Origin of the sequence: Achromobacter pulmonis (genome assembly GCF_002885955.2) — a bacterium.
Lineage (GTDB): Bacteria > Pseudomonadota > Gammaproteobacteria > Burkholderiales > Burkholderiaceae_B > Achromobacter > Achromobacter pulmonis_A.
On the sequence record NZ_POQS01000003.1, the window covers coordinates 198,775 to 221,138 of the forward strand.

22 protein-coding genes and 2 pseudogenes are annotated in these 22,364 nt (G+C 66.2%); 18 read left to right on the forward strand and 6 right to left on the reverse strand.

The features are described from left to right. Positions 1 to 24: 24 nt before the first annotated feature. Complete coding sequence (locus tag C1I89_RS12205) at positions 25 to 768, reverse strand: hypothetical protein (RefSeq protein ID WP_102773058.1); 744 nt, start codon at positions 766 to 768, stop codon at positions 25 to 27. 233 nt (positions 769 to 1,001) lie between these two features. On the opposite strand from C1I89_RS12205, the gene fghA reads away from it, so the two are divergent. The 4 genes from fghA to C1I89_RS12225 all read left to right on the forward strand — a co-directional run bounded on the left by fghA (position 1,002) and on the right by C1I89_RS12225 (position 4,682). Then, a complete protein-coding gene (fghA, locus tag C1I89_RS12210; protein WP_102773059.1) occupies positions 1,002 to 1,868 on the forward strand; it encodes an S-formylglutathione hydrolase in 867 nt (288 codons plus the stop codon). Between the two features lie 63 nt (positions 1,869 to 1,931). After that, entirely contained in the window at positions 1,932 to 2,621 is a 690-nt protein-coding gene (locus C1I89_RS12215) for a hypothetical protein (RefSeq protein WP_102773060.1), read from the forward strand. 211 nt (positions 2,622 to 2,832) lie between these two features. Continuing rightward, positions 2,833 to 3,717, forward strand: a complete 885-nt coding sequence (gene rpoH, locus C1I89_RS12220; protein WP_102773061.1) for an RNA polymerase sigma factor RpoH — start codon at positions 2,833 to 2,835, stop codon at positions 3,715 to 3,717. Positions 3,718 to 3,915: 198 nt separating this feature from the next. After that, positions 3,916 to 4,682 (forward strand): IS5 family transposase gene (locus C1I89_RS12225; RefSeq protein ID WP_102771781.1). Its coding sequence is split into 2 segments (ribosomal slippage): positions 3,916 to 4,231 and positions 4,231 to 4,682, totalling 768 coding nucleotides; the frame shifts between segments, so codons are not numbered across the junction. Positions 4,683 to 4,819: 137 nt separating this feature from the next. On the opposite strand, the gene cpdA (C1I89_RS12230) is transcribed toward C1I89_RS12225, so the two are convergent. After that, positions 4,820 to 5,659 carry a 3',5'-cyclic-AMP phosphodiesterase gene (gene cpdA / locus C1I89_RS12230; protein WP_102773062.1) on the reverse strand — a complete coding sequence of 280 codons (840 nt, stop codon included), beginning with the start codon at positions 5,657 to 5,659 and terminating at the stop codon, positions 4,820 to 4,822. A gap of 189 nt (positions 5,660 to 5,848) precedes the next feature. On the opposite strand from cpdA (C1I89_RS12230), the pseudogene C1I89_RS12235 reads away from it, so the two are divergent. The 3 genes and pseudogenes from C1I89_RS12235 to C1I89_RS12245 all read left to right on the forward strand — a co-directional run. Continuing rightward, a pseudogene (locus C1I89_RS12235) lies at positions 5,849 to 7,006 on the forward strand (cation:proton antiporter); the annotation flags it as partial. Beyond that, a pseudogene (locus C1I89_RS12240) lies at positions 6,963 to 7,451 on the forward strand (sigma-70 family RNA polymerase sigma factor); the annotation flags it as partial. The pseudogenes C1I89_RS12235 and C1I89_RS12240, both read left to right, overlap by 44 nt. Positions 7,452 to 7,649: 198 nt before the next feature. Continuing rightward, a protein-coding gene (locus C1I89_RS12245; RefSeq protein WP_102771781.1) for an IS5 family transposase occupies positions 7,650 to 8,416 on the forward strand; the annotation gives its coding sequence in 2 pieces (ribosomal slippage) (positions 7,650 to 7,965 and positions 7,965 to 8,416; 768 coding nt in all). A 137-nt stretch (positions 8,417 to 8,553) separates the two neighbouring features. On the opposite strand, the gene cpdA (C1I89_RS12250) is transcribed toward C1I89_RS12245, so the two are convergent. Beyond that, positions 8,554 to 9,393 carry a 3',5'-cyclic-AMP phosphodiesterase gene (gene cpdA, locus C1I89_RS12250; RefSeq protein WP_102773062.1) on the reverse strand — a complete coding sequence of 280 codons (840 nt, stop codon included), beginning with the start codon at positions 9,391 to 9,393 and terminating at the stop codon, positions 8,554 to 8,556. A gap of 189 nt (positions 9,394 to 9,582) precedes the next feature. Between cpdA (C1I89_RS12250) and C1I89_RS12255 the strand changes: the two genes are divergently transcribed. Then, positions 9,583 to 12,234, forward strand: coding sequence for a cation:proton antiporter (locus C1I89_RS12255; protein WP_102773063.1), 2,652 nt, complete (start codon positions 9,583 to 9,585; stop codon positions 12,232 to 12,234). Between the two features lie 6 nt (positions 12,235 to 12,240). On the opposite strand, the gene C1I89_RS12260 is transcribed toward C1I89_RS12255, so the two are convergent. Beyond that, a complete protein-coding gene (locus tag C1I89_RS12260) occupies positions 12,241 to 13,053 on the reverse strand; it encodes an NUDIX hydrolase (RefSeq protein ID WP_102773064.1) in 813 nt (270 codons plus the stop codon). Between the two features lie 290 nt (positions 13,054 to 13,343). On the opposite strand from C1I89_RS12260, the gene coxB reads away from it, so the two are divergent. From coxB to C1I89_RS12280, 5 genes are all read left to right on the forward strand, one after another. Beyond that, positions 13,344 to 14,501, forward strand: coding sequence for a cytochrome c oxidase subunit II (gene coxB / locus C1I89_RS12265; protein ID WP_102773065.1), 1,158 nt, complete (start codon positions 13,344 to 13,346; stop codon positions 14,499 to 14,501). A 104-nt stretch (positions 14,502 to 14,605) separates the two neighbouring features. After that, positions 14,606 to 16,213 (forward strand): cytochrome c oxidase subunit I, encoded by a 1,608-nt coding sequence (ctaD, locus tag C1I89_RS12270; protein ID WP_102773066.1) that lies wholly within the window; start codon positions 14,606 to 14,608, stop codon positions 16,211 to 16,213. A 29-nt stretch (positions 16,214 to 16,242) separates the two neighbouring features. Continuing rightward, a complete protein-coding gene (locus tag C1I89_RS34855) occupies positions 16,243 to 16,368 on the forward strand; it encodes a cytochrome oxidase small assembly protein (protein WP_209165517.1) in 126 nt (41 codons plus the stop codon). A gap of 8 nt (positions 16,369 to 16,376) precedes the next feature. Next, positions 16,377 to 16,601 (forward strand): DUF2970 domain-containing protein, encoded by a 225-nt coding sequence (locus C1I89_RS12275; RefSeq protein ID WP_102773067.1) that lies wholly within the window; start codon positions 16,377 to 16,379, stop codon positions 16,599 to 16,601. 38 nt (positions 16,602 to 16,639) lie between these two features. After that, positions 16,640 to 17,515 carry a cytochrome c oxidase subunit 3 gene (locus tag C1I89_RS12280; protein ID WP_102773068.1) on the forward strand — a complete coding sequence of 292 codons (876 nt, stop codon included), beginning with the start codon at positions 16,640 to 16,642 and terminating at the stop codon, positions 17,513 to 17,515. A 177-nt stretch (positions 17,516 to 17,692) separates the two neighbouring features. Here C1I89_RS12280 and C1I89_RS12285 read toward each other — a convergent pair whose 3' ends face one another. Beyond that, the gene (locus C1I89_RS12285; RefSeq protein WP_102773069.1) at positions 17,693 to 17,893 is read right to left on the reverse strand and encodes a twin transmembrane helix small protein; all 201 of its coding nucleotides are present in this window, start codon (positions 17,891 to 17,893) and stop codon (positions 17,693 to 17,695) included. 36 nt (positions 17,894 to 17,929) lie between these two features. Between C1I89_RS12285 and C1I89_RS12290 the strand changes: the two genes are divergently transcribed. From C1I89_RS12290 to C1I89_RS12310, 5 genes are all read left to right on the forward strand, one after another. Next, a complete protein-coding gene (locus C1I89_RS12290; protein ID WP_102773070.1) occupies positions 17,930 to 18,739 on the forward strand; it encodes an SURF1 family protein in 810 nt (269 codons plus the stop codon). 57 nt (positions 18,740 to 18,796) lie between these two features. Further along, positions 18,797 to 19,372, forward strand: coding sequence for an SCO family protein (locus C1I89_RS12295; RefSeq protein WP_102773516.1), 576 nt, complete (start codon positions 18,797 to 18,799; stop codon positions 19,370 to 19,372). Positions 19,373 to 19,526: 154 nt separating this feature from the next. Then, complete coding sequence (locus C1I89_RS12300; RefSeq protein WP_247747715.1) at positions 19,527 to 20,567, forward strand: COX15/CtaA family protein; 1,041 nt, start codon at positions 19,527 to 19,529, stop codon at positions 20,565 to 20,567. Between the two features lie 13 nt (positions 20,568 to 20,580). Continuing rightward, positions 20,581 to 21,474, forward strand: coding sequence for a heme o synthase (gene cyoE / locus C1I89_RS12305; protein WP_102773071.1), 894 nt, complete (start codon positions 20,581 to 20,583; stop codon positions 21,472 to 21,474). A gap of 17 nt (positions 21,475 to 21,491) precedes the next feature. Continuing rightward, a complete protein-coding gene (locus tag C1I89_RS12310; RefSeq protein ID WP_102773072.1) occupies positions 21,492 to 22,097 on the forward strand; it encodes an SCO family protein in 606 nt (201 codons plus the stop codon). Here the strand turns inward: C1I89_RS12310 and C1I89_RS12315 are convergent, their stop codons facing one another. Next, the gene (locus C1I89_RS12315) at positions 22,098 to 22,316 is read right to left on the reverse strand and encodes a DUF3717 domain-containing protein (protein WP_102773073.1); all 219 of its coding nucleotides are present in this window, start codon (positions 22,314 to 22,316) and stop codon (positions 22,098 to 22,100) included. It abuts the gene before it with no gap. Positions 22,317 to 22,364 lie beyond the last annotated feature (48 nt).

Below are 22,364 nucleotides of genomic sequence, written 5' to 3' on the forward strand. Positions count from 1 at the left end.
GGAATCCGCCCGGGACGGGGCGGATCAGGAATTGGACGTGGAAGAGGAAGGTTCGGCGTCGGCCGGCGCGGCTGCGGCCGGCTTCTTGCGCGGGCGTCCGCGCTGGCCCGGGGCCACGCGCCGGCTGGCGGTGTGGGCCAGGCTGGCGATGAAGGCGGGGCCGCCCAGCGCCCACTGGCCGGAAACCGCCTGGTCGATGCGCTGGCTTTCCTCGCGCGACAGGCCGTCCTGCAGGCGCTTGCGGTAATTGGCCTGGCGGTCGAAAGGCGTGTTGCCGCAGGCCCAGTAATCGGCGTGGTCCGACTGCCATTGGGCGGGGGCGGCCGTGGTGTTGCCGGTGTGGCTGGCGGCCGAGGACCAGGGCCAGGAGTCCGGGTCCTGCGAGGCGCCGCTGCGCACGGGATAGGTTTCCAGCCAGACCAGGGCCGGCAGCACCCAGGCGCCCGGCTCCAGCAGGGCCGAGCGGTAACGGCCGGCGAATACGCGCCCGCCGCGCAGCCGCGCCGCCAGGTTGCGGCCCAGCGTCTGCATCAGCCGCGGCAGGCCTTCTTCGTCGGCCGGCGTGGCCAGCAGCAGGATGCGGTCGTTGGCGAGCAGCCAGCCATGAACCGAGACCCGATGGCGCTGGGCGGATTCGCCCAGCCACGTGGCCAGCTGGTTCAGGATGTCGGCCGGCGCGGGTTGAGACGGCGCCGCCAGCGGCTGGATGAAATTGGCCTGCACCAATTGGGGCAGCCCAGGGGCGTACAGACGGGGCAGACGGGCCATAGTGTCAGGACTTGCGTATCCGGAAGAACGGGTTGTCTTCTCTCACGGTATATAAATAGTGCCACGGTAGGCGGCGGTCAAGTCCCGTGATCGCGATATGGGCAAGGATCCGTCATTTTTTTCGTCGTCCGTACCCGAATACGTGCAGGTTAACATTCGGCGACGGAACGTCGTACCGTGGATATACCCTAACCCGCGGGCGTTTTTTCATCCCCTACGACTGGAGCAGACCTATGGCCGTGGCCCTCGAACTCATCTCGCAGCACCGCTGTTTCGGTGGCTGGCAGCGCTATTACCGCCACGAATCCGCGCAGATCGGCCTGCCCATGCGGTTCTCGGTCTATCTGCCGCCCCAGGCCGAGCAAGGCCCGGTACCCGTCCTGTTCTACCTGGCCGGGCTGACCTGCACCGAAGAGACTTTCATGATCAAGGCCGGCGCCCAGCGCCTGGCTGCGGAGCTGGGCGTCATGCTGGTGGCCCCGGACACCAGCCCGCGCGGGGCCAACGTGCCGGGCGAGGACGAAAACTGGGACCTGGGCACCGGCGCGGGCTTTTACGTGGACGCCACCACGCCGGCCTGGCGCACGCACTACCGCATGTACAGCTACGTGACCGAAGAACTGCATGCCATCGTCACCGGCGGCGCGCTGCCGGGCGACGCGTCGCGCACCGGGATCTTCGGCCATTCCATGGGCGGCCACGGCGCGCTGGTGCTGGCGCTGCGCAACCCCGCCAAGTTCCGTTCGGTGTCGGCCTTCGCGCCCATCGCCGCGCCCAGCCAGTGCCCGTGGGGCAAGAAGGCCTTCGGCGCCTACCTGGGCGCCGACGTCCAGGACTGGGCCGCCTACGACGCGTCTGCGCTGATGCGCCAGGCCCGCCAGCCGTTTCCCGGGGGCATCCTGATCGACCAGGGAGAATCGGACCAGTTTCTGGCGGAACAGTTGTATCCCGAGGTATTCGAGCAGGCCTGCGCCGCCGCCGGCCAGCCGTTGACCCTGCGTCGCCACGAGGGCTACGACCACGGCTATTACTTCATCTCGACCTTTATCGAGGATCACATCCGGTTTCACGTCGAGCGGCTTGGAAAACCCGCGGCCTGAGGCCGCTTCTATACTGGCCGGCCACCGCCCGCGGCGGTTCTTACCTAATCGGGAACGGCTGATTTGATCAACGGAATCGCTCCTTTCGTCTGGATACTGCTGGGCGCCATCGTCGTCCTGCTGCCGGGCATCGTCATGCTGCTGGGCAAGGGCGGCCCGCGCGACGAGCGCGGCCGCAAAATGTTCCAGCTCCGGCCGGTGCGCCGCCTGTTCGGGCTGATGCTGGTGCTGCTGGGCTGCGTGTCCGGCCTGCTGGCCCTGTCGCTGGTGCAGTTCTTCCGCCTGACCACCGACGAGCCGGTGGCCCGCGTCGAGATCCGCCAGCTGGCCGAGGGCCAGTTCCAGGTGGACGCCAGCGCGCCGGCCATCGGCAGCCGCCAGTACGTGCTGTACGGCGACCAGTGGCAGATCGACGCGCGGGTGGTGCGCTGGAAGGTGCCGGCGCTGATGGCGGGCGTGCCGCCGCTGTACCGCCTGGAGCGGCTGTCCGGCCGCTACAGCGACGCGGCCCGCGAGGCCTCGGCCACCCGTTCGGTGCATCCGCTGGACGACTGGCCCGCGCCCGACCTCGGTTCGCTGAAGAAAAACTTCCCGAACTGGTTCCCCTTCGTCGATGTCCAATTCGGCAGCGGCGCCTACATGCCCCTGTTCGACGGCGCCCGCTACCAGGTCTTCCTGGACCCGCGCGGGGCGCTGTTCATCCGCCCCGACGGCCAGGCTACGGTCGACGGCCTCAAGCGCCTGGGCTGGTAGTGTGAACACCCACGCTGCGCCGCCTTGGGGCGGCCCGGCTGCGGCGCGGCCATTCTTGCGCTGGCTCGAACTCCTCGGGCCAAAAAAATTGGGGGCGAATCATGTGTGGTGGAACTTTGATGCGCCGCAATAGTCGAATTAGCACTCCCTTTACTAGAGTGCTAACATCGAATTCATGTCGTCATCCTTAAGCCTTCCGGAGACTCCCGTTATGAAACAACCCAGTACCTCGTTGGCCACTTCCGGCAACGCCCTGGCGTTGGCCATCGGCAATCCGGGCGCGCTCGGCACGATCGACGCATACATTTCCGCGGTGAATCGCCTGCCGGTGCTGTCGGCTGAACGAGAAACCGAGCTGGGACGCCGCCTGCGCGACCAGGAAGACCTGGGCGCGGCGCGCGAGTTGATCCTGTCGCACCTGCGCCTGGTGGTGTCCGTGGCCCGCCAGTACCTGGGCTACGGCCTGCCCCACGCCGACCTGATCCAGGAAGGCAACGTCGGCCTGATGAAGGCCGTCAAGCGTTTCGACCCCGAGCGCGGCGTGCGCCTGGTGTCGTTCGCCGTGCACTGGATCAAGGCGGAAATCCACGAATACATCATCCGCAACTGGCGCCTGGTCAAGGTGGCCACCACCAAGGCCCAGCGCAAGCTGTTCTTCAACCTGCGCAGCATGCGGCCCGACGGCCAGACGCTGGACCCCGAGCAGGTCGATCACATCGCGCGCGAGCTGAACGTGCGCCGCGAAGACGTGAGCGAAATGGAAGTGCGCCTGTCCGGGCGCGACATGTCGCTGGAAAACCAGGACGACGACGATGAGAGCTACGCGCCCATCGCCTATCTGTCCGACGACGGCCGCCAGGAACCCACGCGGGTCCTGGAGCGCGCCGCGCGCGACCGGCTGCAGGGCAGCGGGCTGAGCGACGCGCTGGAAGCGCTGGACCCGCGTTCGCGCCGCATCGTCGAGGCGCGCTGGCTGCAGGACGACGGCGGCGCCACGCTGCACGAACTGGCCCAGGAATTCGGCGTCTCGGCCGAACGCATCCGCCAGATCGAGGCCGCCGCCCTCAAGAAAATGCGCGGCAATCTCCAGGCCTGACACGCCTGCCGCCCGCCCATGCAAAAGGCCGCTTTCGAGCGGCCTTCGTCTTTTGCTGCGCGCTTGGCGGCCGTTACATGAATTGATACAAATTCACCCGGAATTTTTGCGCCGCGCCAGAAACTTAATGCGGGCCGCGCCGACTAGGGCGTGTTAACACTAATTGCGTTCTGATAGATCAGATGTGAAAGTGCAGGCATGGAGATCACCCCCGAGCAATTCAAACGCATCGAACACTGCTTGCCAGTGCAGCGTGGCAACGTCAGGCTGAGCAATCTGCAAGTGGTCAATGCCATGCTGTATGTGGCCGAACACGGCTGCAAGTGGCGCGGGCTGCCCAATCGGTTCGGCAATTGGCACACGATCTACACGCGCATGCGCCGCTGGACCAAAGCAGGTGTGCTGGACAAGATGTTCGAGGAGCTGCAGCGCGAGCAGCTGGTGCGCGTGAAGATCGAGGTGGTTTCGTTGGACTCCACGAGTATCAAGGTGCATCCCGATGGAACTGGCGCTCTAAAAAAAACGGCCCACAGGCCATCGGCAAGTCCCGAGGCGGATGGAACACCAAGATTCATATGGTTGCCGCGGATGCTCGAACGGCCGTGACGTTCTGCCTGTCGCCTGGACAGGCCCACGATGCCCCCGAGGGAAGGCGCCTGCTGCAAAGCCTTGGGCCTGCAAGCCGCCCAATTAACCTGCTCATGGATCGGGCGTACGAGGGCAACGAGACGCGCCAACTGGCCCTTGATCTGGGGTTCATCCCAGTAGTGCCACCGGTGAGGACCCGGATCGAGCCTTGGGAATACGACCGGGTGATGTACAAGCGCCGCAACGAGGTCGAGAGGCTGTTTCGGCGACTGAAGGGCTACCGTCGAATTTTCTCTCGGTTCGAGAAGCTCGATGCAATGTACCTGGGCTTCCTCAGCTTTGTGCTGGTGGCTGATGGTCTTCGCGGTTTGTGTTAACAGGCCCTAACTTCATGTAGACCGCGAACTCCGGTTGGCTGTCTAGTCGTCCGTCTCGGCTTCTCCTCTTTCCCCTCCCCTATGAGACGGATGTTTGCGGGGCACCAATAATTAACTTGGTGCCCCGTTTTTTATGCCTAGGCCGCCTGCACCTTGTCCGACGCCGCCAGCGCCGGACGCCACAACGCGTCCTGCACCCGCCGCACGCCGGTCGCCAGCGATCCGTCCTGGTACAGCTTGATCCAGCGATACCCCGGCGCCATGTTGTCCACCACGTGCTGCCCGTCGCGGATGCTGAACTGGAAGCACGTGGACGGCGTGGCCAGCATGCGCAGGTTGTGGCGGCGGCGGTCGAAGTCGTGGTGCACGTGTCCCCACAGCAGCACGCGGGCCTGCGGCCAGCGGGCCAGCAGCTTGAACAGCGCCTGCGGGTTGTCGATCATCATCGTGTCGTGCCAGTGGCTGTCGATCTGCATGGGGTTGTGGTGCATCGCGACCAGCGTGTGGCGCCCGGGCGCTTCGGCCAGGGCCGCCTCCAGCAGATCCAGCTGGCTGGCGGGCAGGTGGCCCGCGTCGGAGCCGGGCACCGTGGTGTCCAGCGTCACGACGCGCCAGGCGCCCACGTCGGTGACCGGCTCGGACCATTGCGCCAGTTCCTCGCGCATCACGGCAGGCAGGTCATGGTTGCCCGGCAGGCAGCGGATGGTGGCGCGGTCCAGCGCCGGCGCCTCGGACAGGATGGAGGCAAAGCGGCGGTAGGCCGCCGCCGCGCCGTCCTGGGACAGGTCGCCGGTGGCCAGCAGCAGGTCGGGATGGCGGCCGTCGGCCTCGATCTGGCGCAGCACGGCGCGCAGGCTGGCGTCGGTGTCGACGCCCAGCATCACGGTGCCGGGCTCGCCGAACAGGTGGCTGTCGGTGAGCTGGACCAGCATGGCGGGCGCGTCGTCGCGCCGGGTCAGGGCATGGATGCGGGCCAAGTGCCGCTCCTGAAAAGTTGAAGCGATTCCACATTACCCAAAAAACGCGTCGCCACGCGTATCGCGCTTGCGTATTGGGGTAACCAAACGTGCATTCTCTACGATTCTCTACAGTTCGCCGCCCGGACTTGGGGAAAAAAGCCGCTATTCTTGTGAAATTTCTCCCTAGCCTCAGACGCGGCGCTATCCATGGATGTCGGTTTTCTCGTATTCGGCCTGGCCGGTTTGCTCACGCTGGTCTGCTTCATGCCGCCTTTGGCCGGCCGCCTCAAGCTGCCGTACTCGGTGCTGCTGGCCATCGTCGGCTGTCTGCTGGGCATCATCGTGCACCTGCACGGCTGGGCGCCGCGCTGGATCGGCGATTTCCTGGATTCGCTGGAACGCTTCGAGATCTCGTCGGAAACCTTCCTGATGGTGTTCCTGCCGGTGCTGCTGTTCGAGACCGCGCTGTCGATGAACGTGCGGCGCCTGATGGACGACATCGGCCCCATCCTGATGATGGCCATCGTGGCCGTGGTGGTGTGCACCGTGGCCGTCGGGGTGGCGCTGGACGCCGTGTCGTCCTATGGCCTGGTGGTCTGCCTGCTGCTGGGCGCCATCGTGGCCACGACCGACCCGGTGGCGGTGGTGGGCATTTTCCGCGAAGTGGGCGCGCCCAAGCGCCTGACCACGCTGGTCGAGGGCGAAAGCCTGTTCAACGACGCGGCCTCCATCGCCTTGTACTCGGTGCTGCTGGCGGTGCTGGGCGGCCACGGCGAACTGACCGTGAGCGGCATTTTCAACGACTTCATCGTGCACTTCCTGGGCGGCGGCCTGGCCGGCTACGCGATGGGGCGGCTGGCCTGCTTCCTGTTCGCGTGGCTGCGCGGCTTTCCCACCGCCGAAATCACGCTGACGCTGACGCTGGCCTATCTGTCCTTCTTCATTTCCGAGCACTACCTGAACGTCTCGGGCGTGGTCGCCACGGTGATCGCCGGCCTGGTGGTCGGCTCCACCGGCCGCACCCGCATGTCGCCCACCACGTTCGAATACCTGTCCAGCGCCTGGGGACAGTTCGGGTTCTGGGCCAATTCGCTGATCTTCCTGTTCGCGGCCATGCTGATCCCGAAGCTGATGGCGGCGGCCGACTGGCAGGAACTGCTGCTGGTGGTGGTGCTGTTCGTGACCACGCTGGCGGCGCGCGCCATCGTGGTGTTCGGCCTGCTGCCGTTGCTGGGCCTGACCCGGCTGGGCACCAAGGTCAGCAGGCCGTACAAGGTGGTGATGCTGTGGGGCGGCCTGCGCGGCGCCGTCTCGCTGGCGCTGGCGCTGGCCGTNGGTGGCCACCACCAAGGCCCAGCGCAAGCTGTTCTTCAACCTGCGCAGCATGCGGCCCGACGGCCAGACGCTGGACCCCGAGCAGGTCGATCACATCGCGCGCGAGCTGAACGTGCGCCGCGAAGACGTGAGCGAAATGGAAGTGCGCCTGTCCGGGCGCGACATGTCGCTGGAAAACCAGGACGACGACGATGAGAGCTACGCGCCCATCGCCTATCTGTCCGACGACGGCCGCCAGGAACCCACGCGGGTCCTGGAGCGCGCCGCGCGCGACCGGCTGCAGGGCAGCGGGCTGAGCGACGCGCTGGAAGCGCTGGACCCGCGTTCGCGCCGCATCGTCGAGGCGCGCTGGCTGCAGGACGACGGCGGCGCCACGCTGCACGAACTGGCCCAGGAATTCGGCGTCTCGGCCGAACGCATCCGCCAGATCGAGGCCGCCGCCCTCAAGAAAATGCGCGGCAATCTCCAGGCCTGACACGCCTGCCGCCCGCCCATGCAAAAGGCCGCTTTCGAGCGGCCTTCGTCTTTTGCTGCGCGCTTGGCGGCCGTTACATGAATTGATACAAATTCACCCGGAATTTTTGCGCCGCGCCAGAAACTTAATGCGGGCCGCGCCGACTAGGGCGTGTTAACACTAATTGCGTTCTGATAGATCAGATGTGAAAGTGCAGGCATGGAGATCACCCCCGAGCAATTCAAACGCATCGAACACTGCTTGCCAGTGCAGCGTGGCAACGTCAGGCTGAGCAATCTGCAAGTGGTCAATGCCATGCTGTATGTGGCCGAACACGGCTGCAAGTGGCGCGGGCTGCCCAATCGGTTCGGCAATTGGCACACGATCTACACGCGCATGCGCCGCTGGACCAAAGCAGGTGTGCTGGACAAGATGTTCGAGGAGCTGCAGCGCGAGCAGCTGGTGCGCGTGAAGATCGAGGTGGTTTCGTTGGACTCCACGAGTATCAAGGTGCATCCCGATGGAACTGGCGCTCTAAAAAAAACGGCCCACAGGCCATCGGCAAGTCCCGAGGCGGATGGAACACCAAGATTCATATGGTTGCCGCGGATGCTCGAACGGCCGTGACGTTCTGCCTGTCGCCTGGACAGGCCCACGATGCCCCCGAGGGAAGGCGCCTGCTGCAAAGCCTTGGGCCTGCAAGCCGCCCAATTAACCTGCTCATGGATCGGGCGTACGAGGGCAACGAGACGCGCCAACTGGCCCTTGATCTGGGGTTCATCCCAGTAGTGCCACCGGTGAGGACCCGGATCGAGCCTTGGGAATACGACCGGGTGATGTACAAGCGCCGCAACGAGGTCGAGAGGCTGTTTCGGCGACTGAAGGGCTACCGTCGAATTTTCTCTCGGTTCGAGAAGCTCGATGCAATGTACCTGGGCTTCCTCAGCTTTGTGCTGGTGGCTGATGGTCTTCGCGGTTTGTGTTAACAGGCCCTAACTTCATGTAGACCGCGAACTCCGGTTGGCTGTCTAGTCGTCCGTCTCGGCTTCTCCTCTTTCCCCTCCCCTATGAGACGGATGTTTGCGGGGCACCAATAATTAACTTGGTGCCCCGTTTTTTATGCCTAGGCCGCCTGCACCTTGTCCGACGCCGCCAGCGCCGGACGCCACAACGCGTCCTGCACCCGCCGCACGCCGGTCGCCAGCGATCCGTCCTGGTACAGCTTGATCCAGCGATACCCCGGCGCCATGTTGTCCACCACGTGCTGCCCGTCGCGGATGCTGAACTGGAAGCACGTGGACGGCGTGGCCAGCATGCGCAGGTTGTGGCGGCGGCGGTCGAAGTCGTGGTGCACGTGTCCCCACAGCAGCACGCGGGCCTGCGGCCAGCGGGCCAGCAGCTTGAACAGCGCCTGCGGGTTGTCGATCATCATCGTGTCGTGCCAGTGGCTGTCGATCTGCATGGGGTTGTGGTGCATCGCGACCAGCGTGTGGCGCCCGGGCGCTTCGGCCAGGGCCGCCTCCAGCAGATCCAGCTGGCTGGCGGGCAGGTGGCCCGCGTCGGAGCCGGGCACCGTGGTGTCCAGCGTCACGACGCGCCAGGCGCCCACGTCGGTGACCGGCTCGGACCATTGCGCCAGTTCCTCGCGCATCACGGCAGGCAGGTCATGGTTGCCCGGCAGGCAGCGGATGGTGGCGCGGTCCAGCGCCGGCGCCTCGGACAGGATGGAGGCAAAGCGGCGGTAGGCCGCCGCCGCGCCGTCCTGGGACAGGTCGCCGGTGGCCAGCAGCAGGTCGGGATGGCGGCCGTCGGCCTCGATCTGGCGCAGCACGGCGCGCAGGCTGGCGTCGGTGTCGACGCCCAGCATCACGGTGCCGGGCTCGCCGAACAGGTGGCTGTCGGTGAGCTGGACCAGCATGGCGGGCGCGTCGTCGCGCCGGGTCAGGGCATGGATGCGGGCCAAGTGCCGCTCCTGAAAAGTTGAAGCGATTCCACATTACCCAAAAAACGCGTCGCCACGCGTATCGCGCTTGCGTATTGGGGTAACCAAACGTGCATTCTCTACGATTCTCTACAGTTCGCCGCCCGGACTTGGGGAAAAAAGCCGCTATTCTTGTGAAATTTCTCCCTAGCCTCAGACGCGGCGCTATCCATGGATGTCGGTTTTCTCGTATTCGGCCTGGCCGGTTTGCTCACGCTGGTCTGCTTCATGCCGCCTTTGGCCGGCCGCCTCAAGCTGCCGTACTCGGTGCTGCTGGCCATCGTCGGCTGTCTGCTGGGCATCATCGTGCACCTGCACGGCTGGGCGCCGCGCTGGATCGGCGATTTCCTGGATTCGCTGGAACGCTTCGAGATCTCGTCGGAAACCTTCCTGATGGTGTTCCTGCCGGTGCTGCTGTTCGAGACCGCGCTGTCGATGAACGTGCGGCGCCTGATGGACGACATCGGCCCCATCCTGATGATGGCCATCGTGGCCGTGGTGGTGTGCACCGTGGCCGTCGGGGTGGCGCTGGACGCCGTGTCGTCCTATGGCCTGGTGGTCTGCCTGCTGCTGGGCGCCATCGTGGCCACGACCGACCCGGTGGCGGTGGTGGGCATTTTCCGCGAAGTGGGCGCGCCCAAGCGCCTGACCACGCTGGTCGAGGGCGAAAGCCTGTTCAACGACGCGGCCTCCATCGCCTTGTACTCGGTGCTGCTGGCGGTGCTGGGCGGCCACGGCGAACTGACCGTGAGCGGCATTTTCAACGACTTCATCGTGCACTTCCTGGGCGGCGGCCTGGCCGGCTACGCGATGGGGCGGCTGGCCTGCTTCCTGTTCGCGTGGCTGCGCGGCTTTCCCACCGCCGAAATCACGCTGACGCTGACGCTGGCCTATCTGTCCTTCTTCATTTCCGAGCACTACCTGAACGTCTCGGGCGTGGTCGCCACGGTGATCGCCGGCCTGGTGGTCGGCTCCACCGGCCGCACCCGCATGTCGCCCACCACGTTCGAATACCTGTCCAGCGCCTGGGGACAGTTCGGGTTCTGGGCCAATTCGCTGATCTTCCTGTTCGCGGCCATGCTGATCCCGAAGCTGATGGCGGCGGCCGACTGGCAGGAACTGCTGCTGGTGGTGGTGCTGTTCGTGACCACGCTGGCGGCGCGCGCCATCGTGGTGTTCGGCCTGCTGCCGTTGCTGGGCCTGACCCGGCTGGGCACCAAGGTCAGCAGGCCGTACAAGGTGGTGATGCTGTGGGGCGGCCTGCGCGGCGCCGTCTCGCTGGCGCTGGCGCTGGCCGTCACCGAACAGACCGGCGTGCCCGAAGAGGCGCGCCAGTTCATCGCGGTCGCCACCACCAGCTTCGTGCTGCTCACGCTGTTCGTCAACGGCATCAGCCTGCGTCCGCTGATCCGCGCGCTGGGCCTGAACCAGCTTTCGCCGGTGGAGCGCACCATCCGCAACCAGGCCCTGGCCGTGGCGTTGGAAGACCTGCAGGGCAAGACGGAAGAGGTCGCGCGCAGCGAGCACATCGGCGCCGAGGTGCGCGACCGCATCCGCGCGGTGTTCGACGCCAGCCTGACCAGCGTGCACGACGGCCAGGTCGGCCAGATGAGCGACGAGCAGCGCGTGGCGGTGGGCCTGGCCATCGTGGCGCAGCGCGAAGAGGAAATGTTCTTCGACATCCTGAAGGCGCAGATCGTGGACTGGCGCATGGCCGAGGCGCTGCTGGCGCGGGCCGAGCGGCTGGAGGACGCGATCCGGCAGGGCGGCGTCGCGGGCTTCGAGCGCGGGATCGTCGACGACGTGCGCTATTCGCCCGGTTTCCGGCTGGCGCTGCGGCTGCACTACGTGTTCGGCTTCCAGAGCTGGCTGGCGCGCGAACTGGCCCAGCGGTTCGCCAATCTGATGAGCAAGCGGTCGGTCGCGCAGCGCCTGATCGCGTTCGCGCGCGAACAGATCACGCCGCTGCTGGGCGAAGAGGCCACCGCGCGCATCGTGTCCCTGCACCAGCGCCGCCTGGACCTGATCGAAAACGCCATACAGGCGCTGAATCTGCAATATCCGTCCTACGCGCAATGGCTGCAGGAAAGCTATCTGGGCCGCGTGGCGCGCGAAATGGAGCGCATCCGCTACCGAGACATGCTGGAGCAGTTCCTGATCAGCGGCGAGGTGTACGCCGACCTGATGGCGCAGTTGAAGAGCCGCTGGGCCCATATCGACCGCCATCCGCCGCTGGACATCGAAATGAGCGCGGCCGAGCTGATCAAGCGCGTGCCGCTGTTCGAGGGGCTGTCGGCCGATTCGCTGCGCGCCATCAGCAAGCTGCTCAAGCCGCGGCTGTCGCTGCCGGACCAGCGCGTGCTCACCAAGGGCCGGCACGGCGGCGAAATGTGCTTCGTGGCCTCCGGGGCCGTGGCCGTGCACCTGCCGGACAACACCCTGATCGAACTGGGCAGCGGCGAATTCTTCGGCGAACTGGGGCTGCTGGGCGAGCAGCAGATCGAGCCCGACGTGACCTCGCTGGGCTACAGCAAGCTGCTCATGCTGTCGTCGCGGGATTTCCACGCGCTGCTGGCGCGCGACGAGAACCTGCGCGAGCGCATCCAGCTGGTGGCCAAGCAGCGCCTGCGCGCCATCGAGGTGTGGAAGCAGTTCTCGCAGGCCAATGCCGCGGCCGCACCGGCGCCCGCGCCGGCCTCCGCGCCCAGCCCGGCCCAGGCCGCGGAAGCCGCCGAGGCCGCGGGCGCAACCCCGCCCGCCGGCGAGGCGCCGCAAGCCGATCCGCCGCCCGCGGGCATGCTGGACGCGGCGCGTCCGGGCTGACGGGCCTCAGGCCGGGATTTCGCCGGCCGCGCGGCGCTGCATGATGTCTTCGACGATCACCAGCGCCGCTTCCAGCGTGAATTCGCCCTCGGCGATGCGGCGCAGCACCGTGGCCACGTCCAGCGTGGCGATCTCCATGACTTCGCCGTCGCGGTTGGCGGGCCGGGCGTCGGCTTCCAGCACGCAGGTGCTGGTCAGCACGTCCTCGACCTGATAGCCCTCGGGCAGGCGCCGATGGATGCGCAAGATGGTGCGCAGCGGCGTGCGACGCGCCAGGTCGGGCTCGTCCAGCCCGGCTTCCTCGCCGCATTCGCGCACCAGCGCCAGTTCCAGGTCCTCGCGGCTGCCGGCCAGGCCGCCCACCAACGTATCCCACATGCCGGGATCGGTGGATTTGCTGAGCGAGCGGCGCGCGACCCACAGGCGGCCGTCGGGCGTCCACGCGTTCAGGTGCACGGCCTTGGTGAGCAGGCCCAGGGGGCGCACCGCGGCGCGTTCGATCACGCCCAGGGCAGTGTCGCCGTCCATGACGTCCAGCAATTCGTCGCGCCAGCCGCGCAGGCAGTTGGCTTGGCGCAACAGTTGCGCGGCCCGTTCGAGCACGCCATCCAGTTGCGCGCCCGGCTCCAGGCCCGCGCCGATGCGCAGGGTCTCGCCGTCGGCGTCGATATCGGCCGCGCCGCGCAGCGCGTCGCACGCCGCGTGCGTGGCCCAGCCGCAGCGGCGCCCCGCTATATATAAAGCGCGCGCGCCGTCGGGAGCGGGCTCCTGGGCGCGTGCGCAAAGGGCGGCGTACAGATCGGGCAACTGTTGTGGCATCGGGGAATCGTGGTGTTGATGTTACCGACGATTTTATGCCAGCCTGTTTTCAGCCCCAGGTCAAGAGGGCGAGGCCAAATGGGGGCGGCGCCTACGAATTCAAGGGCGCTAACTTACATCTGTTTGCGCGTCCGCTATAATCCGGCAGTTTCTTTGTGATTTCGAGTGGGAACGACAGGGGCCGCTCTATCTCCCTGCCTCGCCCCTGCCATCTAATAATTGCGTGTTGCCCGTTTCCGGTGACTTCCGCCACTAGAGAACGGACCTACGCGCCGTGTTTCGAGGTAAGCATGAAGAAGTGGAGAGGGATACTGGGGACTTGTGCGATGCTGATGGCCAGCGTGGCGAGTGCTCAGGTGCAAGACATGCCCGGCGGCCCGAAGGTCAACCAGCTGAACCTGCATGAGGGCGTGACGTCGATTTCGCGCGACATCATGTGGCTGCACTGGATGCTGCTCACGATCTGTATCGTGATCTTCATCGGTGTGTTCGGGGTGATGTTCTATTCCATCTGGGCGCACCGCAAGTCGCGCGGCCACAAGGCCGCCACCTTCCACGAACACCTCGGCGTCGAAGTCGCATGGACGGTCATCCCGTTCATCATCGTCATCGCCATGGCGCTGCCGGCCACCAAGACCGTGGTCGCCATGAAGGACACCTCCAGCGCCGATCTCACCGTCAAGGTCACCGGCTATCAATGGAAGTGGGGCTACGAGTACCTCGACGGCCCGGCCGCCGGCGTCAAGTTCCTGTCCACCCTGTCGACCCCGCGCGCGCAGATCGAGAACCGCGAGCCCAAGGGCGAGTTCTACCTGATGGAAGTGGACAATCACCTGGTGGTGCCGGTGAATAAAAAGGTCCGCATCGTCCTGACCGCCGCCGACGTCATCCACTCCTGGATGATTCCGGACTTCGGCGTCAAGCAGGACGCCATCCCCGGCTTCCTGCGCGATGCCTGGTTCAATGCCGACAAACCCGGCATTTACCGCGGCCAGTGCGCGGAACTCTGCGGCAAGGACCACGCTTTCATGCCCATCGTCGTGGAAGTTATGGCGCAAGCCGACTACGATAAGTGGGTCGAAGACCAAAAGAAGAAGATGGCGGCGAACGCCGACGATCCCAACAAGGAGTGGACGGAAGCCGAACTGGTTGCCCGCGGCGAGAAGGTTTTCGCGGCGAATTGCGTGGCCTGTCACCAGGCCAACGGCAAGGGCATCCCGGGCAGCTTCCCCCCGCTCGACGGAGACAAGGTTGTTCTGGGGCCGAAGGCCGAACAGATCAACACCGTGCTGAAGGGCAAGCCCGGCACCGCGATGGCGCCGTTCGGCGGCCAGCTCAACGATGTCGAGATCGCGGCGGTCATCAGCTATACGCGCCATGCCTGGAGCAATGCAGGCAAGGGGCAGGACCCGACGGTTCAGCCGAAGGACGTGACGGCTGCGCGCTGATCGCGCGCGCCCAGCCACGCCTACGCAGAACCGGTTCCGTTTAGTTAGAGATACCCTGCCGGCCCCGTGGATCGGGCCCGGCACTCAGCAGGAAGGAGTCCATCATGAGCAGCGTCACTGTAGACCACGTGTCGCCGGGCCACGGCCACGGTCACGATGACCACCACCACGCCATCCCCACCGGCTGGCGCCGCTGGCTTTTCGCCACCAACCACAAAGACATCGGGACGATGTACCTCATCTTCTCGTTCGTCATGCTGCTGGAAGGCGGCACGCTGGCCTTGCTGCTGCGCACCGAGCTGTTCGAGCCGGGCCTGCAGTTCTTCCGCCCCGAGCTTTTCAACCAGTTCACCACCATGCACGGCCTGGTGATGGTGTTCGGCGCCATCATGCCGGCCTTCGTGGGCTTCGCGAACTGGATGATCCCGATGCAGATCGGCGCTTCCGACATGGCCTTCGCGCGCATGAACAACTTCAGCTTCTGGCTGCTGCCCATGGCCGCCATCATGCTGACGGCCTCGTTCTTCGTGCCCGGCGGCGCCACCGCGGCCGGCTGGACCCTGTACGCGCCGCTGTCGCTGCAGATGGGCCCCGGCATGGATCTGGCGATCTTCGCGCTGCACATCATGGGCGCCTCGTCCATCATGGGCGCGATCAACATCATCGTCACCATCCTGAACATGCGCGCGCCCGGCCTGACGCTGATGAAGATGCCGCTGTTCTGCTGGACCTGGCTGATCACCGCCTTCCTGCTGCTGGCCGTGATGCCGGTGCTGGCCGCCGCTATCACCATGGTGCTGACCGACCGCCATTTCGGCACGGGCTTCTTCAACGCCGCCGCCGGCGGCGACCCGGTGCTGTACCAGCACGTGTTCTGGTTCTTCGGGCACCCCGAGGTCTACATCATGATCCTGCCGGCGTTCGGCATCGTGTCGGCCATCGTTCCCGCCTTCGCCCGCAAGAAGCTGTTCGGCTACGCCTCCATGGTGTACGCCACCGCCTCCATCGCCGTGCTGTCCTTCATCGTGTGGGCGCACCACATGTTCACCACCGGCATGCCGGTGACCGGCCAGCTCTACTTCATGTACGCCACCATGCTCATCTCCATCCCGACCGGGGTGAAGGTGTTCAACTGGGTGGCCACCATGTGGCGCGGCTCCATGACGTTCGAGACCCCGATGCTGTTCTCGATCGGCTTCATCTTCGTGTTCACCATGGGCGGCTTCACCGGCCTGATCCTGTCGGTGGCCCCGATCGACATCCAGGTGCACGACACCTACTACGTGGTGGCCCACTTCCACTACGTGCTGGTGGCCGGCTCGCTGTTCGCGCTGTTCGCCGGCGCCTACTACTGGGTGCCCAAGTGGACCGGCCGCATGTACAGCGAAAAGCTGGGCAAGCTGCACTTCTGGTCCACGCTGATCTCGTTCAACGTGACCTTCTTCCCGATGCACTTCCTGGGCCTGGCCGGCATGCCGCGCCGCTACGCCGACTACGCAGGACAGTTCACGACCTTCCACCAGATGGCCACCATCGGCGCGTTCTGGTTCGGCCTGTCGCAGCTGATCTTCCTGTGGGCGATCCTGCGCTGCTACCGCGGCAAGGGCGAAGTCGCCGCCGCCAAGCCGTGGGACGGCGCCGAAGGCCTGGAATGGACGGTGCCCTCGCCCGCGCCCTTCCACACCTTCGAGACTCCGCCCGAAGTGAAGTAAACCGCTTTCACGTTCCAGGTAGCACAGCCATGACACCCGAGCAGCGCCGCCGCAACAAGATCGCAGGATTGGTCCTGCTGGCTTTCGTCATCGCCGTGTTCGCCTGGACCGTGCTGCGCGGCTCGGCCCTGATGTCCGGCATCGCGCTCAAATAGGCCCGGCCATGAGCGACGACCTGCGCGAGACCGCCCAGCGCAAGCTGAGTTTCCTGCAAACCATGAAGGCGGTGGCATGGGGATTCTTCGGGGTCCGCAAGGGGGCGGGCCACCGGGAGGACATCGCCAAGCTCAACCCGGTCCACGTGATCCTGGGCGGACTGCTGGCAGCGGCCATCTTCGTTACTGTGCTGGTATTAATTGTGCGTTGGGCCGTTTCCAGCCTGACTTGACTCACTTGATTCTATAAATCTGTACCAGGGAGAAAGCCATGAGTGCAAGCCACTCGGTTCAAGGTAAAGAGGCACCGTACTACTTTGTGCCCGCCGACTCGGGTCACCCCGTGCGCACGGCCGTGACGCTGCTCGTGATGGCCCTGAGCGCCACGGCCTGGTTCAACGGCGTGGGCTGGGCCAAATGGACCTTGCTGGTGGGCTTCGTCGGCCTGATCTCGGTGCTGTACTTCTGGTTCGGCGACGCCATCCAGGAATCCGAGTCCGGCCTGAACAGCAAGCGCATCGACGGTTCGTACCGCTGGGGCATGAGCTGGTTCATCTTCTCCGAAGTCATGTTCTTCGCGGCGTTCTTCGGCGCCCTCTGGTACACCCGCACCGTCACCACGCCGTGGCTGGGCGACATGGACCACCGGCTGATGCTGTGGCCCGACTTCCAGGCCGTGTGGCCGAACTTCGGCCCGGCCGGCGTGGTCGAGCAGTTCCAGACCGTCGGCCCCTTCTGGCTGCCCACGATCAACACCGCGCTGCTGCTGAGCTCCGGCGTCACGCTGACCATCGCCCACCACGCGCTGCGCGAAAACCACCGCGGCAAGGCCATTTTCTGGCTGCTGGCCACGGTCGTGCTGGGCTTCGTCTTCGTCGCCTGCCAGGCCTATGAATACCACCATGCCTACACCGAGCTGAACCTCAAGTTCAACTCCGGCGCCTACGGCTCGCTGTTCTACATGCTTACCGGCTTCCACGGCTTCCACGTGCTGCTGGGCGCGACCATGCTGACCGTGATCCTGGTGCGCCTGATCCGCGGCCACTTCACCGCCGACCACCACTTCGGGTTCGAAGGGGCGGCGTGGTACTGGCACTTCGTGGACGTGGTGTGGCTGGGGCTGTACTTGTTTGTGTATTGGTTCTGAGGTGGGGAGTGCGCTGGCCGCGGGAGATGGCGGCTGGCGCCGGCTGATGGGTTGCGCGCGTTGGGGGGGTTGAGTTCTTGCTTAAGAATTCTCGCGCTGCGCCCATCCTACGCCGTCGTGTCGGCATGCCGTCATGTCGACGGCCGCCCGGCGGCGGGGAACCTCGCCAGGCCAGGCCTATCTAAGGCCTGTGCTCTCGATCCAGCCCATGTGATGGGCGAACAGCACGAACAGGAAAAGGGCCACGGACAGCCCGATGCGTACCGTCAGCGCGTTCACCGTGCGGTTGGTGGTGCCTTTGTCCCGCATCAGGTAGACCAGGGCGGATGCCAGACTGGCCAGAATACCGATAAAGGCCAGGACGACGAAAACGCGCATGGTGGTCTCCGGACAAATCAGAGTTATTGAAGAAAGATGGCCCGACCGCATTCAACCCGCAACACGGTAGCTGCCCTGCTGTTGCTCGGCGCCGCCGTGGTGGTTCTGGCGTCGCTCGGGCAATGGCAGCTGCGCCGCGGCGACGAGCGACGCGCCATTCTGGCGGCTATCGAGGCCGGCCGCAAGCAAGCGCCGCTGCCCTTGACGCCGGCCACCGACCCCGCCGCCATGACGGCATGGCGCGCCGCTCGGGCCACGGGCGTGTGGCTGCCGCAATTCAGTGTACTGCTGGACAACCGCAACCAGGACGGCAAGCCCGGCTACTGGCTGGCCACGCCGCTGCGGCTCGACGGCCCCGAAGGCCGCGCCGTGCTGGTGCTGCGCGGCTGGCTGCCGCGCGTCATGGCCGCGCCCGGACAGGGGCCGGCGCAGCCCGACCTGCCCGCCGCGCCCGCCGGGCCGCAGACCGTGGCGGGCGAACTTTCGCCGCGCGTGCCGCGGCTGTTCGAGATCTGGTCGCTGGGCGGGTCCGAGGAGTCGGCCCTGCCGGCCGCGCTGCCGGCGGCGGGCGGCGCGGCGCCGCAGGTGCAGAACCTGCCGCTGGAGGAATACGCGAAGGCGACCGGCCTGGCCTTGCTGCCCACGGTGCTGATGCAGTCGGACGACGGCGCCGGCGACGGCCTGGTGCGCGACTGGCCGCAGCCCTCGGTGGATTTCCAGCAGAACACCTCTTATGCCGTACAGTGGTTCGCTTTCGCCTCGATCGCCGCCATCGCGTGGCTGGTGGTGCTGGGGGGCGCCATCCGCCGCATGAGGCGCTCATCCGCAACCCGCAACACAGGATAAAAAGTGGCTCGCGACATTTCTTCCAACCGGCCCGCAGGCAAGCGTTCGCTGCTGCCCATGCTGCTGGTGTTCCTGTGCTCTTTGGCGCCCATCGTCGGCGCCGTCGTGGTGTACATGAACCCGCAGTGGTGGCCCGCCGAATCCAGCAACTACGGCGCGCTCATCGAGCCGCAGCGGCCCATGCCCGCGGCCGGCGAACTGCGCCTGACCACGCTGGACGGCCGGCCCTTCGACCTGCAGAGCCTGAAAGGCAAATGGCTGCTGGTGGCCGCCGACGGCGGCGCCTGCCCCGACAGCTGCGCGCGCAAGCTCTTCATCACGCGCAACAGCCACGCCAGCCAGGGCAAGAACGTGGAGCGCCTGGCGCGCATCTGGTTCATCACCGACGACGCGCCAGTGCCGGAAAAAGTGCTGGAGGCCTACAAGGGCACGGTGATGGTGCGCGCCGACCCCGACCAGCTGGCGCGCTTCCTGCTGGCGCGCGAGCGCGCCGCCGGCCAGCCCGGCCTGCAGGACCCGATCTGGGTGATCGATCCGCTGGGCAACCTGATGATGCAGTTCCCGGCCGAGGCCGACGGGGTGAAGGTCCGCAAGGACATCAGCAAACTGGTCTATAACTCAAGAGTGGGTTAGGTCCCCCCCCGAAGCGCCTTTGGCGCTTCCCCCCCAGGGGGGCGCCGCTACGGACCGGCGGAGCCGGATCCGTGCGGCCTGGCTTGTGGGGCGTTGGTTTGATGCGTTGCGCCTGTGTGCGTGGCGCGTAATTTGATTTTTTATTGTTTTTTTTATGGATATCGAACGCCTTCGGACGCGTTATCGCAAGCTGGTTTTTTTCACCTGGTTCCTGACGCTGGACCTCATCATGTTCGGCGCTTTCGTGCGCCTGACCGATTCGGGGCTGGGTTGTCCCGACTGGCCGGGCTGCTACGGCAGCGTGACGCCGCTGGGCGCCATGGGCGATATCCATGAAGCGTCGCAGGCCATGCCTTTCGGTCCCGTCACGCTGTCCAAGGCCTGGATCGAGATGATCCACCGCTATGTCGGTTCCATCCTGGGCATGCTCATCATCGGCATCGTCTACATGGCCTGGCGCTACCGCCGCGAACTGGGCCGTTCGCCGGCCCTGGCCGTGACCACGCTGGTGGCCGTCTGCGTGCAGGGCGCGTTCGGCGCCTGGACCGTGACCCACAAGCTCATGCCCGCCGTCGTCACCGCGCATCTGGTGTTCGGCCTGTCGGTGCTGGCGCTGATGACCTGGCTGTCGGCGCGCGAGCGTCCGCACCTGGCCCTGTCGGCGGCCGCCGCGCGCTGGAGGCCGTGGGTGGCCGGGGGCTTCGCCCTGCTGCTGGTGCAGGTGACGCTGGGCGGCTGGGTCAGCACCAACTACGCCGCGCTGGCCTGCATGGACTTTCCCATGTGCCACGGCCAGTGGGTGCCCGAAATGGACTTCCACGGCGGCTATTCGGTGATCCGCGCGCTGGGCGAGCTGCCCTCGGGCGAGATGATTTCGCAGCCGGCGCTCACCGCGATCCACTGGGTCCACCGCAATTTCGCCTTCGTGGTGTTCCTGTACCTCGGCACGCTGGCCTGGCGGCTGCGCGCCGAGCCCGGCCTGCGCGGCCCCGCCACGCTGATGCTGGCGCTGCTGGCGGCGCAGCTGCTGACCGGCCTGACCACGATCTTCTTCCAGTGGCCGCTGCTGATCGCGGTGCTGCACAACGGCGGCGCCGCCGGCCTGACGCTGGCCGCGGTCGTATTGATGGTGCGTTTGTCCACGGCAGGACGTGCGCCGGCGGGGAATTACGGCCCCGATTTGGTGCGCGTTTAAAATAGGGCTCATCATGACCAGTATTGCCGCTCCCCAATCCGGATTGCTCCGCCAGTATTTCGTCCTCACCAAGCCGCGCGTGACGCAGCTGGCGGTGTTTTGCGCCGTGATCGGCATGTTCCTGGCCGCGCCCGGCATTCCCGACATGCGCCGGGTGCTGTTCGGCACCATCGGCATCTGGCTGCTGGCCGCCGCCGCCTTCGCCATCAACTGCCTGATCGAACAGGAAGTCGACGCGCGCATGCTGCGCACGGCGCGCCGCGCCACCGCGCGCGGCACGATCTCGGCGTTCCAGGTGCTGAGCCTGTCGGGCCTGCTGGGCGGGGCCGGCATGTTCGTGCTGTACCACCTGGTCAACCCGCTGACCATGTGGCTGACCTTCGCCACCTTCGTCGGCTACGCCGTCATCTACACGGTCATCCTCAAGCCGCGTACGCCGCAGAATATCGTCATCGGCGGGCTGTCCGGCGCCATGCCGCCGGCGCTGGGCTGGGCCGCGGTGGCCGATTCCGTGCCGGCCGAGGCCTGGGTCCTGGTCCTCATCATCTTCATCTGGACGCCGCCGCACTTCTGGGCGCTGGCGCTCTACCGCAACCACGATTACGCCAAGGCCGGCCTGCCCATGCTGCCGGTGACGCACGGCAACCAGTTCACGCGCCTGCACATCCTGCTCTACAGCGTGGCCCTGATGGCCACCACGCTGCTGCCCTACGCCATCCGCATGAGCGGCGAACTCTACCTGGCCAGCGCGCTGGCGCTGGGCGGCATGTTCGTGTCGTATGCATGGCGGCTGTACCGCGCCTACAGCGACGAGCTGGCGCGCAGCATGTTCCGTTTTTCCATTCTTTACCTGGCGCTGCTGTTCGGCGCCCTGCTGGCGGACCACTGGGTCGGCCTGCTGCGCTGATGTCCTGGAGGTTGTCGATGTCCGTGTTTTCCGCCAGCCGCCGGCTGGCCCTGCGACTGGGCGCAGCCGCCGCCTTCGCCGCCGCCCTGGCCGCCTGCGGCGAGAGCGCGCCCGCTTTCAAGGGCAGCGACATCAGCGGCACCCAGCTGGGCCGTGGCATGGAGCTGTCCGATTTCAACGGCAAGACGCGCCAGTTGTCCGACTTCGCCGGCAAGGTCGTGGTGGTGTTTTTCGGCTTCACCCAGTGCCCGGACGTGTGCCCCACGTCGCTGGCCGAACTGGGCGAAGTCATGAAAAAGCTGGGGCCTGACGCCGACCGCGTCCAGGTGCTGCTGATTTCGGTCGATCCCGAGCGCGACACGCCCGAGGTCCTGAAGCAATACGTGACCGCCTTCGATCCGCGCTTCCTGGGCCTGACCGGCACGCCGGACCAGGTCAAGAAGGCCGCGGCGTCGTTCAAGGCCTATTACGCCAAGGCGCCCACCAAGGACGGCGGCTACACCATGGACCACACCGCCGCCTTCTACCTGTTCGACGGCAAGGGCGAATCGCGGGTGCTGGCCAACAACAATATCGGCGTGGACGCGCTGGCCCACGACATCCAGGCGCTGCTGAAGCAGTAACTAAAGCGTCGCCGCCCAGCCGTCCAGCGCGGCGCGCGCCGCCTCGCCGAGTTCGGCGGTGGCGATCTCGCGGTGGTGGGCCATGATCATCAGCGCGTAGGGCGCCGCCAGCGCGGCCGCCTCGGGGCAGAGCCGGCATTCGTCGCCGACCGAGGGCGATACGTTGCGCCAGTAATTGATCGCCTGTTCGAGCTGGGGCAGGGTGATGACGGAGTCCATGGACCTATTGTCCACGATTGGCCTGCGCTGTCCACCGGCGCGCCGGGC

Coding starts and splice junctions, on each gene's coding strand:
- C1I89_RS12285 (WP_102773069.1), bottom strand. CDS start 17,893: ATGCGCGTTTTCGTCGTCCTGGCCTTTATCGGTATTCTGGCCAGTCTG.
- cyoE (WP_102773071.1), top strand. CDS start 20,581: ATGACCAGTATTGCCGCTCCCCAATCCGGATTGCTCCGCCAGTATTTC.
- fghA (WP_102773059.1), top strand. CDS start 1,002: ATGGCCGTGGCCCTCGAACTCATCTCGCAGCACCGCTGTTTCGGTGGC.
- C1I89_RS12310 (WP_102773072.1), top strand. CDS start 21,492: ATGTCCGTGTTTTCCGCCAGCCGCCGGCTGGCCCTGCGACTGGGCGCA.
- C1I89_RS12205 (WP_102773058.1), bottom strand. CDS start 768: ATGGCCCGTCTGCCCCGTCTGTACGCCCCTGGGCTGCCCCAATTGGTG.
- C1I89_RS12290 (WP_102773070.1), top strand. CDS start 17,930: ATGGCCCGACCGCATTCAACCCGCAACACGGTAGCTGCCCTGCTGTTG.
- C1I89_RS12260 (WP_102773064.1), bottom strand. CDS start 13,053: ATGCCACAACAGTTGCCCGATCTGTACGCCGCCCTTTGCGCACGCGCC.
- C1I89_RS12315 (WP_102773073.1), bottom strand. CDS start 22,316: ATGGACTCCGTCATCACCCTGCCCCAGCTCGAACAGGCGATCAATTAC.
- ctaD (WP_102773066.1), top strand. CDS start 14,606: ATGAGCAGCGTCACTGTAGACCACGTGTCGCCGGGCCACGGCCACGGT.
- coxB (WP_102773065.1), top strand. CDS start 13,344: ATGAAGAAGTGGAGAGGGATACTGGGGACTTGTGCGATGCTGATGGCC.
- C1I89_RS34855 (WP_209165517.1), top strand. CDS start 16,243: ATGACACCCGAGCAGCGCCGCCGCAACAAGATCGCAGGATTGGTCCTG.
- C1I89_RS12280 (WP_102773068.1), top strand. CDS start 16,640: ATGAGTGCAAGCCACTCGGTTCAAGGTAAAGAGGCACCGTACTACTTT.
- C1I89_RS12295 (WP_102773516.1), top strand. CDS start 18,797: ATGCTGCTGGTGTTCCTGTGCTCTTTGGCGCCCATCGTCGGCGCCGTC.
- rpoH (WP_102773061.1), top strand. CDS start 2,833: ATGAAACAACCCAGTACCTCGTTGGCCACTTCCGGCAACGCCCTGGCG.
- C1I89_RS12275 (WP_102773067.1), top strand. CDS start 16,377: ATGAGCGACGACCTGCGCGAGACCGCCCAGCGCAAGCTGAGTTTCCTG.
- C1I89_RS12255 (WP_102773063.1), top strand. CDS start 9,583: ATGGATGTCGGTTTTCTCGTATTCGGCCTGGCCGGTTTGCTCACGCTG.
- C1I89_RS12300 (WP_247747715.1), top strand. CDS start 19,527: ATGGATATCGAACGCCTTCGGACGCGTTATCGCAAGCTGGTTTTTTTC.